A 16,022-nucleotide genomic window follows, 5' to 3' on the forward strand; every position below is an offset into this window, starting at 1 on the left:
AGGTACGGCGAGAGTGCAGTAAAAGTAGAGTAAATGGTAGGGTAGAGGTAATGTAAGAATAGAATATAATTAGAGTGAAGGTAAAGTAGAGGTACAGCGAAAGTACAGCGAAGGTACAGCGAAGGTACAGCGAAGGTACAGTAAAGGTACAGTATGGGAATGCAGACAAGCATGCCCGCCTGCGCTAACAGGATCATTCAGCTAATGTGATAAGGCTCGTAAATTGCGTTTCCGCAGTTTGCGGGCCTTTTTGTATGCAATAATACTTTGTTACCTTTGTTACCTTTGTTACCTCAGGAATTTCCTCATTCGTCCGCTTTCCGTGGCAGGAGCGGGTGACTTTTTGTGAAATCCTGCACAAAATACAACATTTTCCTCCTAATATCGATTCAAATCCAATATTGTTGTATCAAATGCAACATTTAGCCTATTTCAGACGGCTTAGCCGGATTATTCTTGTATTTTATACAACAATCCTCCCGAACACTGAGCTATCCGTGAATCAAAGTTGTAAAACGTACAACAATTTTGTCTTCAGTACTTCTAGAGTGTCTCCATTCAGCCGGCAACGAATCACGCGCATGGAATTGACGTATTCCGCCAGTCCTACAGCGATCATTCGGTAAATTGTCGGGTTGTTGTCTATAGTGCGGCCCAGATAGATTGGAGTTGAAACTGTAATGCAGGTTATTGCTGTTTCATGTCCCCCTACAGACCGGCTCAATCCGAATAGTAATATTGTTCTATCAATCCCTTAAATCCGTTCATGGCTGCGCCGCGGTTCCCTTGTTATTCTTATCTTGTAAACGATATCAATGCAAAGAGGTGAATTCCTTGTGGCGCATTTCCCGGCTCCCCTGAACACTGCCGCAACGCCGAAGAGCGCATACAGAGCTAAGGTGTGGAAGCGCATATGGAGTATGCGTACCCTGTATCTCATGCTGCTTCCCGGTGTGGCCTACTACATTATTTACAAGTATATACCCATGTACGGAGTGCTGATTGCCTTCAAAGATTATGACATTTTGAGCGGAATTGTGCGCAGTCCGTGGGCAGACCCCTGGTACAAGCATTTTCAGTTTTTTTTCGAATCGCCTTATTTCAGTCAATTGCTCACGAACACATTCCTGATCAGTCTGTATAAAACAATCTGGGGAACGATTCCTGCCATCGGCGTGGCTCTGCTCATTCATGAAAGCCGCAGCCTTTGGCTGAACCGGATCGTACAAACGCTGAGCTATATGCCCCATTTTCTGTCCTATGTCATTATCTACGGCATTGCAATTGCCTTTCTGTCCGAAACCTCAGGCCTCGTCAACCGCTGGGTGGTGGAAGCGGGCGGGAACGGCATTCCGTTTCTGACCTCGACAGCGTATTTCCGCAGTGTGCTGGTGGGAACCGATGTCTGGAAGGATCTTGGCTGGGGGGCTATCATTTATCTGGCAGCCATGTCCAGCATTGATGCTACGCTTTATGAAGCAGCCCGCATCGACGGCGCGGGAAGGCTTCGCCGGATCTGGCATGTGACACTGCCCGGCATACGTTCCGTGATTATCCTGCTGCTGGTGCTGAAGGTCGGCTCTGCACTGGATGCCGGTTTCGAGCAGATTTACATTATGTACAATCTCCAGGTAATGCCGGTGGCAGATATTATTGATACCTGGGTATTCCGGGTAGGCCTGGAGCAACTGAATTTCAGCCTGGCGACAGCGGTCGGATTGTTCAAATCCTTGATTGGACTTGTGCTTATCTTCCTGTCTAATAAGCTGGCCCGGAGATGGGGGGGCAATCTATGGTAAGCCGCGGAAACGAACGCTATTTCGATTATTTCATTAATATCCTGCTGATATTGCTGGCCGTGATTTCCGTCTTTCCCCTGCTGTATGTGTTCGCCGTATCCATTACACCCTACAGCGAAGTGCTGCGCAACGGCGGTTTTGTGCTGATTCCCCGCCGGATTACCTTTGAGGCCTATAAGGCGCTGTTTGGAATGGATGCTATTCCCCGCGCCTTCCTCGTGACCAGCTTCGTTACGGTAATGAGCACACTGATCAATCTGGTCCTGACAGTGCTCATGGCCTATACCTTGAGCCGTAAGCATCTGGTCGGCCGCAGCTTCTTCATCTTCCTGATCGTGTTCACCATGATGTTCGGCGGCGGCTTGATCCCGACCTACCTGGTCGTAAAAGGAACCGGCCTGCTTAACACGGTCTGGGCGATGATTATTCCCGGGGCGATGTCTACCTGGAATGTGCTTGTGGTCAAAACGTTCTTCGAAAGCCTGCCCGAAGAACTGTTCGAATCGGGACGGATCGACGGTGCGGGCGAATTTACAGTGCTGCTGCGGCTGGCCCTGCCGCTCTCCATCCCGGTACTGATGACCATCGGCTTGTTCTGTGTCGTAGGCAGCTGGAATACCTTCTTCAGCGCCGTCTACTATATTACTGACCCCGGCTTGAATCCGCTTCAGGTCATCATCCGCGGTCTGTTATTATCCTCCGAGCAAATGGAATATAATGCGGACATTGTACTGCCGACAACGACCTTGCAGATGGCTTCGGTAGTGGCGGCAAGCCTGCCGGTCATCGTGGTCTATCCCTTCGTGCAGAAGCATCTGACCAAGGGCATGCTGATCGGCGCCGTGAAGGGTTAACGGATTGTTCCCGGCGCTGTTCAAACGCCGGCAGCGCCGACTCAATACAACATTTGGTATACGAAAGGGGAGCATCATCATGAAACAAAAGAAGCGTATTCCTGCTGTACTGGCCTGTGTATTAACAGCGGGCCTGCTGCTGGCCGCCTGCGGAGGAAGCCCGCAGTCAGATTCCTCCGCTACGGAGGGGCCGGGTTCATCTACAGACGCTCCGGCGGACGCCCGGGCGGAGAAGGTAGCTATCGAGGTCATGCGGGTCGGCTGGAACACCACCACCCAGATGCCCAAAGAACAAGATAACTTCGTGAAGAAGACGCTGGATGAGAAGCTCAATATTGATCTGAAAATGACGCTGACCTCTTCTGCGGATGAATTCATTCAGAAGCTGAATATCCGGGCGGCGGGCAGCGACTTGCCCGATGTGATCCTCTTCAATGGACGGAATGAGTTCCAGGAATATGTCAAGAAGAACATTCTGCTTGATCTGGAGCCGTATAAGGAGAAATTGAAGCCCGCAGCGGATGCCATCGGAGACAATGTGTACAGCCGGGTGGAGGTTAACGGCAAGCATTACGCCATATCGCTTAATCCCCAGAGTAACTGGAATTTATTCTGGCTGCGCAAGGATTGGCTGGATAAACTGCAGCTGCCGGTTCCAGAGACCCTGGATGAAGTATTTGAAGTTGCGAAAGCGTTTACCGAACAGGACCCGGACGGGAATAACAAGAAAGATACTTTCGGCATCACAGGCAGTCTCGGCACTCTGGTGCATCTGATCAACCTGCAGCATGGCGTCGCCGACGCGCTGTATATCAAGGACGGGAAGATGGTCAACGGCATGTTCGAGCCGGAAATGAAGGAAGCGCTGGCTTATACTCAGAAGGTGCTGAATTCCGGCGTGGTCGATCCGGAGATTGCCAGCAACAAGGGCGACAACGCCAAAGATAAAGCGTTCCAGGGCAAGGCCGGCATTATCATCAGTGACTGGACGCAGATTATGAAGGACAATGAAGTGGAGAAATGGAAGGGCGCCAATCCGGATGCGGAATTCCTGATGCTGAACAAGCTGCAGGGACCCAAAGCGAATATCCTTGCCGCCATGGATAAATCCAGCGTATCCGGCATCGTAGCCATTTCACGCCAGGCCGCCCAAGACGAAACCAAACTGAACCGCATTTTTGACCTTATCAATTATACAGCCTCCGGTGAAGGCTCCGAGCTTGTTCAGTTTGGCCAGGAAGGTGTACATTTCACCAAAGAAAACGGTAAGCCGGTGATTACGGACCGGTCCGCAGAGGCGGCATTCACCTGGGTCTACCAACTGGCCGGCCGGCCGGAAGCGGAATATCTGAGCACCAAATTTGCCAAACAGATTGACTATATTCAGGCTAGCGAACAGGTTGAAGTGCTGGATACCTACAACGGGTTTGTTGTCTTCCCTCAGAACTACAACGCAGCTGATGCCGACCGCTTCAAGAACGAGGAAATGCTCAAATTCCAATACGGCAAAAACAAGCTGGAGCAATACGACAGCTTCCTGGAGAAGCTGAACACGACCTTCAAGTATCAGCTCTTCCAGGACAGCGCAATGAAACAGCTGCAGGAGCTGGGTTATGCGGAATGAGCAGGATAACCCTGCGGAGGCCGGCAGTTGTGATATACTGTAGCATGAATTTACGGTAACGATAACCGGGAGGGAAGACGATGGGAGGCTGGAAACGCATATGGCCACAAAAGTTCAGAAACCGCTTGTTTGCCGCTGTTGTGATCTTCCTCCTGCTGCCCTTTTTCCTGCTGCAAATCTATAATTACCGGATGATGGAACGGACCGTGTCCCGCGAGTTTCAGGAAAAGGCAATCGAGCAGCTCAACGTGGTTAACGACGCCTTGAACAACGAGATCAATAAAGCTTTCCTCTATTATGTGTACCTGGAGCGGGACCCTTATACCCGCTCCGTATTGCTGTATCCGGGCCAACTCAATCCTGCGGAGAAAGCGGTATTCCTGCAAAGCACCGCCCGTCCGGCATCGCTGGAGCTGCCCGCCCAGATTACCGTCACCCTGGCCGACCGGTCCGGCACGCTGTACCACACCGACGGGCTTGTGCAGACCGGGCAGGAGCATGCCAATTTTGTCCGGGAGAGCGGGTTTGCCGGACTCGGTGCTGAGGGAGACTCCTTCCGCTGGGTGACCGGCAAGGATTTGTCCATGTATGCTGTATTGCTCGATAACCGGCAGCAGCCGTTCGGTTATCTGCGGATTAATTTTTATTATGACGGCTGGCTTGCCGAAGCGTCGCGGGATCTGCTGCTCCAGCAGCATTATGTATTGATGGACCAGGGAGGCCAGCTGCTCAATTCCTCCGATTACTTCCGGGCGGTGGACCGCACGGCCATCCAAGAAATGATCCGCGTTCCGGAAAGAGAGGAACCTATGCAGCGGGTTGATTATGAGAGCTCGTCAATTCTGACGATCAGCCCGCTCTACAATCTGGATTGGTATCTGGCCGCGTCCATGCCGCTGAATACTTATCTTGGGAATATGAAGGAACTGCGGGAGCAGAATTTCAATTTCTCCCTGCTGTTGTCCGGCGGCTTCCTCCTGCTTACCTTCCTCATCGCCGGTGCCATGTCCCGGCCCATCGCGCTGCTCCGGCGTAAGATGGCATTATCCGCACAGGGGGAATTGAATACACGGGTGGAAGAATCCTTTTTCCATGGAGAGATGAGGGATTTGGCGGCCACATTCAATACGATGATGACGGATATCGGCGGATTGCTGCAGAAGCTGAAGCTGGAGGAACGGCAGAAGGAAGCGCTGCATTACCAGATGCTGACCGCCCAGATGAATCCGCATTTCCTGCTGAACACGCTGAACACGATCAAATGGATCGCCTATGAAAAGGAAGAGGATGATATCGCGGAAATATCGATTTCTTTGGGCAAATTGCTGGAAACAAGCCTGTACTCGGATGTAGAGCTGATTCCCTTGCAGAATGAGCTGGATCTGTTGCAGGCGTATGTATATATCCAGAATATCCGCTATGAAGGCAAAGTAAGGGTCACTCTGGATGTGGAGGAAGGGCTGGCCTATGCTCTTGTTCCGAAGCTGGCGCTGCAGCCGCTGATGGAGAATGCCTTCAAACACGGCTTCTCCACGCTGCAGGAGGATGCCCGGGTCTCAGTCCGGGCAAGGAGATCGGGACGCTCGCTGATTCTGGAGCTGGAGGACAACGGTGTCGGCCTTGCCCGCGCCGGGGAACACCCGGAGCTCCGCTCGCGCAAGAGCATCGGAATCGCCAACATCCGCCAGCGCCTGCAGCTGCTGTTCCGGGAAGATGGCAGTCTCGTTCTTCTGGAGGGGGAGAAGGGGACAATGGCACGCATCACCATCCCGTTATTGATTGCAAATCCTTTCCAATCCGGAGGTGCAGAGCATGTGGAAAATTCTTCTGGTTGAAGACGAGCCGTTTGTCCGGCGCAAGCTGCTTAAACTGGTGGACTGGGAAGCTTATGGCTTCAGTGTGGCAGGGGAAGCTTCCGACGGAGAGGAGGCCTTGCAGCTGATGCATCAGCTGAGACCCGATCTCGTCATTGCCGACATTCTTATGCCCCGCATGGATGGCCTGGAATTGCTGCGGCAGACGCGCCATGCCGGGCTGGACAGCCGGTTTGTCATGCTGACCTGCATGGGCGAGTTCGAATATGCCCGCAAAGCGCTGGAGCTCGGAGCCAGCGGATATGTGCTCAAGCTGTCGCTGAGCATCCCGGAGCTGCAGGAGCTTCTGCTTAAGATCGGCGAAGAATTGTCAGCCTCGCGCAGGCAGCGGCATGCGCTGCTGGGACAGGAATTCAACCGTTATTATGGCCTCGTCTGGGAGGCGGTGAAGGCGGGGCAGGAGACAGCGCCGCCTGCGCCTCCGGCATCCTACCGGCGGCTGCTCATGGTCTCCTGCATCGGGACCGCCCGGCCGCTGCTGGCAGCCGTCCTGGAAGCCTGTCCGCCAGACACCTGGATGGAGGAGGTCTGGACCGGTTCTTTTACGGCAGACGGCTGTACGACCTGCTTCTTCTGGTCTGACGGCGGCCTTAGGCTGCCCGGTAACCTTACGGCGGGCATGCCCGTTCAGGCCGTGGCCTGCGGCGGTCCGGTTCCGCCCGGTCTCATCCATGCGGAGTGGACCCGGCTCTACCGGCAGCTAAACGACCTCTGGTACGAAATTAAGGGCGAAGCTCCGGCAGACGGCAGCGGAGCAGAGTCCGCCTCTACATCTGCCGCCGGGCCCGAGGCGGCCGGAGAGCCGAAGCTTCCGCCTATATGGGTCATGGAGAAGGAGATTGTTCTGGCCTTTGCCCAGCGGCGGAGCGCGGATATGCAGCGTACGGCCTGCGCGATGTGGGAAACGCTGCGGGCAAGCCGGCTGCCCTTCTGCCTGGTGATGGAGAAGGCGGAACGCCTGGTGCGGACCTTTGCCGAAATCGGCAATCAGCCTCCGTCCGGGCCTGTTCAGCAACTGCGCGAAGTGGCCACCCACCGGGAGCTGCTCGCTTGCTTTTTGGCGGCCGCGGATGAAATGCAGGTGCGCATGGCCGCAGCGGAGGGAATAACAACCAATCATCCCGAAATCAACCGTGTGCTGGAATACATCCACAGCCGTTTTGCCGAGAACATCACTCTGCGGGCGGTCGCCCGTTATGTCGCCATGGAGGAGCATTATCTCAGCGGGCTTTTCCGCCTGAAGACAGGGGAGACGCTCATCAACTACCTGCAGCATGTGCGCGTGAAGAAAGCCCGGCGCTTACTCCGCGAGACAGACTTAACCGTTAATGAAATCGGCCGCAGCGTCGGGTTCCCGAACGATAATTATTTTATCAAAACGTTCAAGAAATGGTCCGGACAAACCCCCGGGGCCTACCGCAGGGACAGAAGGGAGGCGGAGACGGCGAACCCGCCTTCGGAGAGGCCAGTTTAGATTCCAAGCGCTCTTAGCGGAGGCCACGCGGCGGAGTATATTGCCAAAGGCTTCCCCTGTTTAACCAGATATAAAAATGAAAGAAAGCGCTGTACAACTTTTTATAACACGTGTTATACTCTCGGTGAGGTGCTGATATATGGGCAAAAAAAGAGTGACCAGCTTTGACGTAGCCAAGCGGGCAGGCGTGTCCCGCAGTGTGGTATCTGCGGTGCTGAATGATACTCCCGGCATCGGGGTTGGAGCGGAGACGCGCGAAGCCGTGCTGGAAGCCATCCGCGAGCTGAATTACCATGTGGACGCCGGAGCGCGCAGCATGAAGACGGGAAGAAGCATGACGCTTGCCGCTTTCGGTGATACGCGTCATCCGCTGTTCACCCGGCTGCTGGAAGGCATGCAGCGGGAGTGTGAGCTCAGCGGGTATCATATTCTGCTCTGCTCTCCGCGCCATAAGGGGAACGCCAACGGCAGGACCGAGCTGCTGGAGCTATATCACCGGCGGAAGATCGACGGGATTGTGACGCTGGATCATACCAGCTACCACGATGAGGAGTGGGCTTCCCGCATAGGGAATGCCGGAATCCCCTATGTTTCTGTGGAAGGGTACGCAGAAGTGCCCGGTGTGTTTTCCGTGCTGGCCGATTATTCGGGCAGTGTGGAGACGGCGCTGAATTATTTGCTGCGGGAGGGTACACCGCAGCAGCCCGGCCCGGTCTATGCCGAGGTATACCACGGGCATAGCGCGGATAACTGGGCGGAGCGGAACCGCCGCGATGCCTATACCGGCTGGTGCAGCGCACATGGGATGGAGCCAATCGTGATCCGTCTGGAGGAACACCATGGCGACTGGACAGCGTGCCTGCAGAGGCTGGCGGATAGCGGGCCACAGCATGCGCCGCTGCTGGTCAACTGGTCAAGCGCAATTCCCGATCTGTACCGGGCGGCTCACAAGCTTGGCCTGCGTATCGGTGAAGATGTGCGGATCATGGCGGCAGATAATACGATTCAGGGTCACCGTCTTAGCCTGCCGTCTCTAAGCTGCGTAGAAATCCCTTATGTGAGTATGGGGGAAGAGGCGGTACGCTGCTTACTTACGCAGATGAACGGCAGGAACGAAGCAGGACAGGCGGACAAAATCTGGCTTCCAGCAGTATTAAGGGCAGGAGAAAGCGCGTAACCGCGCTTGGTATGAAGGGGAGGCTAAGCCATTCATGGTGTTGCACTTGCTGCTGGCACTGCCTGAACAGCTTCTGCTGGGGGACGATGTAGCTTTAGCTTGCACATAGTCTGAGCCGGCTGAGCTAACAGGCAATATGCCTTAAGCAGCGATTCACTTTGTAGTGGCAGCTTATCCTAATTAGCAGGGAACGGTACCATCCTTACACGGATGGACCGTCTTTCTGCCCATTTGATAACACGTGTTATACAAAAGGGAGGAAAATCGGAATGGGAATGTTTTGGACTGAAGAGAAGCTTGCACTGCGGTTGAAGGAGCTGGAGGGTTACCGGTACCGTGAGGTTATTACGCTTGATGAATGGCTGGTTACAGAGGATCAGGAGGGTGACAATGGTGTCTATCCGTCCGCCCCGGAAGGAGACAAGAAGCTTCGTATAGGGGATTACTGGACCGGCAGTGATGTATATTTGTGGCTCCACAGAAAGATCACAGTGCCAGCTGCTTGGCAGGGGAAACGTATTGTAGGTATATTCGATTTCGGCCGGACAGGCGGAGGGAACAACAGCGGCTTCGAATCCCTGCTGTTTCTGGACGGCAAGCCGTATCAGGGCGTGGATTCCAATCACCAGGAGGTGTTTCTTGAGGATGCCGCTGGCAGGGAGCTGGACTTCACCTTCCGCTTATGGTCAGGCCTGAACGGAGACGGCCAGCTGATTGCTCAGGAACACCGGATCAAGCAGGCTGAGCTGGCTTATCTGGATGAATCAGCCGACAACCTCTATTATACAGGCCGGGCGGCACTGGATAGTTTCAAGCAGCTTGCCGACAGCCAGATCGAGAAGCATGAATTGCTGATGGCATTGAACCGCTCGTTTAACAAGCTGGACTGGTCAAGGCCCGGCAGCGCAGATTTCTATGCTTCAGTCCAGGAGGCTGAGGAGAGCCTGCTCGAGGCCCTGGCCCTGCTGGAGCAGCAGCATCCGGTTACGGTAACCGCGATCGGCCATACCCATATTGATGTGGCCTGGTTATGGCGGCTTACCCATACCCGGGAGAAAGCGGCCCGCTCCTTCTCCACAGTGCTTCGGCTGATGAAGCAGTTCCCGGAGTACATCTTCCTGCAAACCCAGCCGCAGCTCTATGCCTACATCAAGCAGGATTATCCGGAGATTTATAGCGAAATTAAGCAGCGGGTGGAGGAAGGCCGCTGGGAAGCCGGAGGTGCAATGTGGCTGGAAGCGGACTGCAATCTGACCAGCGGCGAGTCGCTGGTGCGCCAGATTCTATACGGGACAAAATTTTTCCGCGAGGAATTTGGCGTAGACTGCAAGTACCTATGGCTGCCGGATGTGTTCGGCTACAGCTGGGCGCTGCCGCAGATTCTGCGCAAGTCGGGCATTGACACCTTCATGACGACCAAGATCAGCTGGAGCCAATATAACCGCATGCCGCATGATACGTTCCAGTGGAGGGGCATTGATGGCAGCGAGGTACTGACCCACTTCATCACTACACCCGAGGCTCCTGATTCCAGTGCCTGGTACTATACGTATAACGGCCTTATTGAGCCTTTCTCTGTGCAGGGGATCTGGGACCAGTACCGCGACAAGAACCTGAACCGTGAGCTGCTGCTCTCCTACGGGTATGGCGACGGCGGCGGCGGTGTGAACCGCGAGATGCTGGAGATGCGGCGGAGGCTGGATACCATGCCGGGGCTGCCGCAAGTGAAGCCGGGCCGTGCGGATGACTATTTCGAGCGGCTGCATGAAACGATAGAAGGCACCGATCAATATGTGCATACCTGGGACGGGGAGCTGTATCTGGAGTTTCACCGCGGGACTTACACCAGCCAGGCTTATAACAAAAGAATGAACCGCAAGCTGGAGCTGCTGTACCGCGAGGCGGAGTGGCTGCAGATACTCCTTGCTGCGGAGACAGGCGGATATGCACAATATCCTGCGGAATCGCTCCTGGCAGGCTGGCAGATTATTCTGCGTAACCAGTTCCATGATATTATCCCCGGCTCCTCCATTCATGAGGTCTATCAGGATTCACGGCTGGAATATGCCGAAGCAGAGCAGCTGGGCCGGGCTGCCCTTGATGCTGCGGCGGATGGACTTGTCAAACTGAAGAGCCCTGATGCTGCATCAGCGGGTGAGGATGACCCGGCGGATACCGCGTCACACAAGGAGTACACGCTGTTCAACAGCTCCCTCTTTGGAGGTCCCCGTCTGGCAGCCGTCCCTCACAGCGCAGAGATTGCCGTCTGGACGGATGCCGCCGGCAACCCGCTGGCCGCCCAGCGCTCCGGCAGTCAGTGGCTGGTCGGGGTAGAAGCTGTTCCGGCGATGGGGAGTGTAGTGATCCGCGCTGCACAACCCGCCGCTTCCGGAGAGAATCCGGAACCGTCCGTTCCTTTTACCTGGCAGGATTCAACACTAACAACACCTTATTATATTCTGGAGTGGAATGCAGCCGGACAGCTGAGCCGGATCTATGACCGCAAGGAAGCGCGCGAGGTGCTGGCAGCGGGCGAATGCGGCAATCTGCTGCAGGTATTCGAGGATAAGCCGAAGATGTTCGACGCCTGGGATATCGATCTGTATTACCAGGAGAAAATGCGGGTAGTAAGCGATCTGCGCTCTGTAGAGCTGACCGAATGCGGCCCGCTGCAGGCAGTGCTGAAGTTCACCTGGAAGTACATGGATTCCTCGATCACCCAGAAGGTTAAGGTATATGCCGGAAGTGCACGGATTGACTTCGAGACCCTGGTGGACTGGCATGAACAGCATCAGCTGATGAAGACTGCCTTCCCTGTTGCGGTTCGCGCCACGGAAGCTACCTATGATATCCAGTTCGGCAACGTGAAGCGGCCGACCCATTGGAATACAAGCTGGGATTATGCCCGGTTCGAGAGTGTCGGCCACCAGTGGGCTGACCTGTCGGAGCGGGGCTATGGCGTCAGCCTGCTGAACGACTGCAAATACGGATACGACATCAAGGATCACACGATGAGGCTGTCGCTGATCAAATCGGCAACCAGCCCGGACCGGATGGCTGACCAGGGCGAGCACCGCTTCACGTATGCCTTGCTTCCGCATAAAGGGGATTGGGCTGCGGCAGGCACCGTGCAGGAAGCGTGGGCGCTGAATAATCCGCTCCTCGCTGCCGAAGGGGGTTATGCCGCCGGTAACGGCAAGTCGCTGATCACCTGCGATGCCCCGAACATTGCCGTCGATGCCGTTAAGCTGGCTGAGGATGGCAGCGGATGTATCGTCAGACTGCATGAGTATACGGGAACACGCAGCACGGCGAATATCGGCAGCGATTACTCCGCCGTCTCCTGGCAGCTGCGCGATCTGATGGAGCGTCCGCTGGAGACTGAAGCGGTGGACGGACCGGCCATCCGCCTTGATTTCAAACCGTATGAGATTCATACGCTGCATGTTGTTTTTGCCTGATGTGAGCGTTAATTATGCATTGATTGACCGAAAGATCCCCGGACTCCGGGGATTTTTTGCTTTTTTGCGGGAGAAAAGCCGCCCTGCCGAATAATGGTAAGCCGGACCAAATCAAACCGAAAAGAGGCGATCCCCTGATGTTCAAAGGACAAAAGTATTAGATTGCGGGTACTTTCATTAAGGGCAGGATTGTTTAAATACTAAGCGAATACCCTAGATATGATGGGTTTTACAAATCAATTGGTGGTTTTTTTATGAGGGGGAGGGCAAATGTCAAAATTAATAACCGCATCCTTAGAGGCTTTAAAGAAGGTAATTTACAATAACAAAAATTTTTCTATACAAAGAAATTTAGGATTTCAGCTTACATGTAGATTTTCATTTTCTAAGCCCGTCTTATTGAAAGAAATCGAGGATTTTGAAGCGGAGACGGAGTTAAAGCTGCCTGAGGATTATAAGTTCTTTTTGTCTCTTCATAACGGAATGGAATTATATAAGGATGTTGAAGAATCGGCACCTCATTGGCATATTTTTGGAGTGGATGAAATTCTAGATGCATTGGAAAAGTTTCCAACCCCTGAGCACGTATACGTTATAGCAAAATTCAGTGAGACTTTAATATGTGTAAATAGCGATTATGTAAAGCAAGGCAGAAAAGACTATCTGTTTGACCAGTCAATCTATACCTCAGCTCGTGATAATGGTGAGCCGCTTAATTTAAGCTTTGAACTATGGCTCGATCGATTACTTGTATCGCAGGGGGATCAATTTTGGTTATGGAACGGCATCACACCAGAGAATCTTAATAAATATTTTCCATAAAACAGCAAAAGAAACCCTAAATATAAGGCTTCTTTTGTCGTTTTTTTCTGACAGGTGAATCCTATTTAGTTATAATTTACAGCTGCTTAATCAGCTCTTCCAGCTCATCCATCAAACCTTGTGCAAGTTCAAAATTAGCAGCTTTTAAAGCCAGCTCGATTTTCGTTTCAACAGCTTTTTTATTTTGTTCCAGTTCCAGATAGTCTTTATCGAAATGCCGGGCATAAATCATCTTTTTGAATTTCTTGATCGTCATCTTTCTAATCGTCTTGCCGTCAATGATCAGAACATAATCCATCCCGTTTACCACCGAATAGAAATCATGAGATATCATGAGAATCGCACCTTTATAGTTCTGGATAGCGTTCTCCAGTGCGATTTGTGTATAGGTGTCCAAATGGCTTGTCGGTTCATCAAGCAGCAGTACGTTCGCTTTACTGGCAGAAACTTTAGCCAACTGAAGCATATTTTTTTCGCCGCCGGATAAGGATTCTATTCTTTGCTCAAGGATTTCCCCTTCAAAGCCGTAGCTTGAAAGATGCGATCTAATCTCATCATACGTTGCGAACCCGGCATCGATGAATTCCTCCAGGATGGTATTAGAATCCTTCAGCATTTCACCTTGAAGCTGAGATAAATAAGTCACTTTAGCATCCGGATTTACTTCAATTGCATCATGATTATTCCTATAAATCTCCCGGAGTAATGTCGTTTTCCCGGTGCCGTTTGCACCGATAAGGGCTACTTTATCCGTAGATTTGATCTCAAAGTTAACATTCTCTAACAGCAGCTCATCAAAGGAAACGCTATAGTTATTAACAGTTATAACAGTCGTGTCTTCCAGTTCATGATCGATACTGAAACGGATATCCGGCTGCTTAATCTCTACGAATGGAGCTTTAATTCTGCGCGCTTCCAGTCTTTCCTGAAATTTAACTCTGGCTTTTAGCGCTCTCCCTCTGGAGGCCTCTGAATTATAAGTTGCGATTGCTCTAAGGTTATTGACGATGCTCTCATTTCTCGCAATTTCTTCCTCTTCAGCGATGGCGAGCTCCTGCAGCTCAATTTTGGTTTGCAGCAAGGAGAAGTTGTAATCAATATACCGCCCGTCAAACTCCTGGATCTCCTTGTTTTCAAGGTGCAGGATTTTGTTGAAGCAATGATTGAGCAGATAGCGGTTGTGCGTAACCACCAGCAGTATGCCTTTGTGGGCATTAATAAGATTCTTAAGTGAATTTAGGTTGTCAAAATCTAAAAATACATCGGGCTCGTCCATAATCATGAAGTCCGGACGGCTGAGCATTTCCTTCATTACTTGAATGAGCTTGAATTCCCCGCCGCTCAGGTCAGATACCCTGACATCCTTTAGCTTCATGAGGTTTGCCAGATTTAGTTTCTTATTAATATTGCTTTCGTAATCATTCCCGTCCATAGCATCGAAGGCGTCCAACGCTAACTGATACCTTTCCAGCAGCGAATCCATATCCGAGGAGGTTTCCATTTCAGCCAAAATAGAATTTATTTCATTCTGTACCTTAATAAATTCTTCGCCGATATATTCAAAAACGGTTGTATCTTTAGTTTTTTCCGGTTGGGAGAACTGGCTTACATACCCGATGCTGCAAGTAGGATCTATCTCTAACCTGCCCTCAAACAGATATCTTTCCGGGTCCATCAGAATATCGGTCAGTGTACTTTTCCCGCTGCCGCTTGTTCCAATGAAAGCACAATGCTGTGCGGCTTCAAGCGTAAAGGAAATATCTTTATATAGTTCTTTTTGCGGGAATGAGAAGGATAAGTGTTCTGCTTTTATCATAGTGTTACCTTTCTTTCTAACTAAATTTGTGACTATTTTAGGATGTATTGAAGAGCACAGATGTTGAGTTTACCGTTGATAGCCTAACACTATTTACAAATAACATCAATCATTCTGCGTTAAAGTTGTTTCTCCCGGCTCCGGCCCCTTCAGATGCTTCCTCCCGGACGCCTGCCGGTAGCTCCCCGGAGTGGTGCCGATAATCCGCTTGAACACCAGATTGAAGGTCTTCGGGTCATGGTAGCCGGCCTGCTCCGCAATGAGCTGAACGGGCGCCTTGGGCTGCTGAACCAGCAGCAGGCAGCTTTTCTGAATCCGGACATTCTGCAGGTAATGATGGAAGGTCTGCCCGGTATTCGCCTTGAACAGCCGCTGAAGATGCCTTTCACTCCAGTCAAAGCTGCGTGACAGACGCTTCAGGGTGATTTCCTGCGCGTACTCCTGGTTGACATAATTCAGAATCTGCAGGAATTGCGTCTGCTTGTTCAGCGGAAACTGGACCTCGTCATGCCTGAGCCGGTAGATACTTATCAGCAGTTGAATGAACAAGGTCAGCAAATAGCTGCCCGCGCCGGTCTGCGGAAGATGAACCTCCCGGTGAAGCGCCAGAAACAGGCTCTCGATGGAACCGTTCAGATCCGTCACGGAGAATGCGGGCAGCTGATGATTGCGGATCTGCTCCAGGTAGGAGGCAATCGGCGGGTCCGGGATCAGAGCGGCAAGGTTGTCCAGCAGCTCCGGCTTAAACAAACAATTGTACACCACGAGCGGCTCACGGAGCGGGCTGGGTGAAGACGGACGGAAGACATGGGAGACTCCTACGGGAATATAGTACAGCTGGCCCTTGCCGGTCTGCTGAGCCTGCTGCCCGATATAATGGAAGCCTTTGCCTTCGGCAACGAAGGTCAGCTCCATGAAGTCATGGGAGTGAAGCGGAAGATCATAGTTCTCGGTAGCGCGGTTCACATATAACTGGAGATTGTTCTGGAAGAAATACTCCCCTTTTAGCGTATGATTGGCCGAATGCATCAGTTCACTCCTCTAAACAACAGAATGTCCTTTTTACCCCGGTGAAATGTCCATATTGCAGGTCATGTAAATGCTGCGGAATTCTATAATTG

At 52.4% G+C, this 16,022-nt stretch carries 10 protein-coding genes; 8 read left to right on the forward strand and 2 right to left on the reverse strand.

Annotated features, from left to right (window positions below):
* Nucleotides 1–920: 920 nt before the first annotated feature.
* The 8 genes from NYE33_RS16100 (at nucleotide 921) to NYE33_RS16135 (ending at nucleotide 13,085) form a co-directional block, all read left to right on the forward strand.
* Complete coding sequence (locus NYE33_RS16100; protein WP_341068683.1) at nucleotides 921–1,799, forward strand: ABC transporter permease; 879 nt, start codon at nucleotides 921–923, stop codon at nucleotides 1,797–1,799.
* Nucleotides 1,793–2,653 carry a carbohydrate ABC transporter permease gene (locus NYE33_RS16105; protein ID WP_039301338.1) on the forward strand — a complete coding sequence of 287 codons (861 nt, stop codon included), beginning with the start codon at nucleotides 1,793–1,795 and terminating at the stop codon, nucleotides 2,651–2,653. Before NYE33_RS16100 ends, NYE33_RS16105 begins: the two co-directional genes overlap by 7 nt.
* Nucleotides 2,654–2,732: 79 nt before the next feature.
* The gene (locus tag NYE33_RS16110; RefSeq protein ID WP_042138833.1) at nucleotides 2,733–4,277 is read left to right on the forward strand and encodes an extracellular solute-binding protein; all 1,545 of its coding nucleotides are present in this window, start codon (nucleotides 2,733–2,735) and stop codon (nucleotides 4,275–4,277) included.
* An 80-nt stretch (nucleotides 4,278–4,357) separates the two neighbouring features.
* Nucleotides 4,358–6,112, forward strand: a complete 1,755-nt coding sequence (locus NYE33_RS16115; RefSeq protein ID WP_076245765.1) for a sensor histidine kinase — start codon at nucleotides 4,358–4,360, stop codon at nucleotides 6,110–6,112.
* Nucleotides 6,090–7,625, forward strand: coding sequence for a response regulator transcription factor (locus NYE33_RS16120; protein WP_341066642.1), 1,536 nt, complete (start codon nucleotides 6,090–6,092; stop codon nucleotides 7,623–7,625). Before NYE33_RS16115 ends, NYE33_RS16120 begins: the two co-directional genes overlap by 23 nt.
* Before the next feature lie 139 nt (nucleotides 7,626–7,764).
* A complete protein-coding gene (locus tag NYE33_RS16125; protein WP_076245761.1) occupies nucleotides 7,765–8,802 on the forward strand; it encodes a LacI family DNA-binding transcriptional regulator in 1,038 nt (345 codons plus the stop codon).
* A gap of 275 nt (nucleotides 8,803–9,077) precedes the next feature.
* Entirely contained in the window at nucleotides 9,078–12,263 is a 3,186-nt protein-coding gene (locus tag NYE33_RS16130) for an alpha-mannosidase (RefSeq protein WP_341068686.1), read from the forward strand.
* A 270-nt stretch (nucleotides 12,264–12,533) separates the two neighbouring features.
* Entirely contained in the window at nucleotides 12,534–13,085 is a 552-nt protein-coding gene (locus NYE33_RS16135) for an SMI1/KNR4 family protein (RefSeq protein WP_042138830.1), read from the forward strand.
* Nucleotides 13,086–13,161: 76 nt separating this feature from the next.
* Here NYE33_RS16135 and NYE33_RS16140 read toward each other — a convergent pair whose 3' ends face one another.
* The gene (locus NYE33_RS16140; protein WP_341066645.1) at nucleotides 13,162–14,901 is read right to left on the reverse strand and encodes an ABC-F family ATP-binding cassette domain-containing protein; all 1,740 of its coding nucleotides are present in this window, start codon (nucleotides 14,899–14,901) and stop codon (nucleotides 13,162–13,164) included.
* A gap of 105 nt (nucleotides 14,902–15,006) precedes the next feature.
* Nucleotides 15,007–15,930: an AraC family transcriptional regulator gene (locus NYE33_RS16145; protein WP_341066647.1), complete on the reverse strand. Its 924-nt coding sequence runs from the start codon at nucleotides 15,928–15,930 to the stop codon at nucleotides 15,007–15,009.
* Between the last annotated feature and the right edge of the window lie 92 nt (nucleotides 15,931–16,022).

This window comes from Paenibacillus sp. FSL R10-2199, from assembly GCF_038000235.1.
In the GTDB taxonomy this organism is placed as follows: Bacteria; Bacillota; Bacilli; order Paenibacillales; family Paenibacillaceae; genus Paenibacillus_AQ; species Paenibacillus_AQ phytohabitans.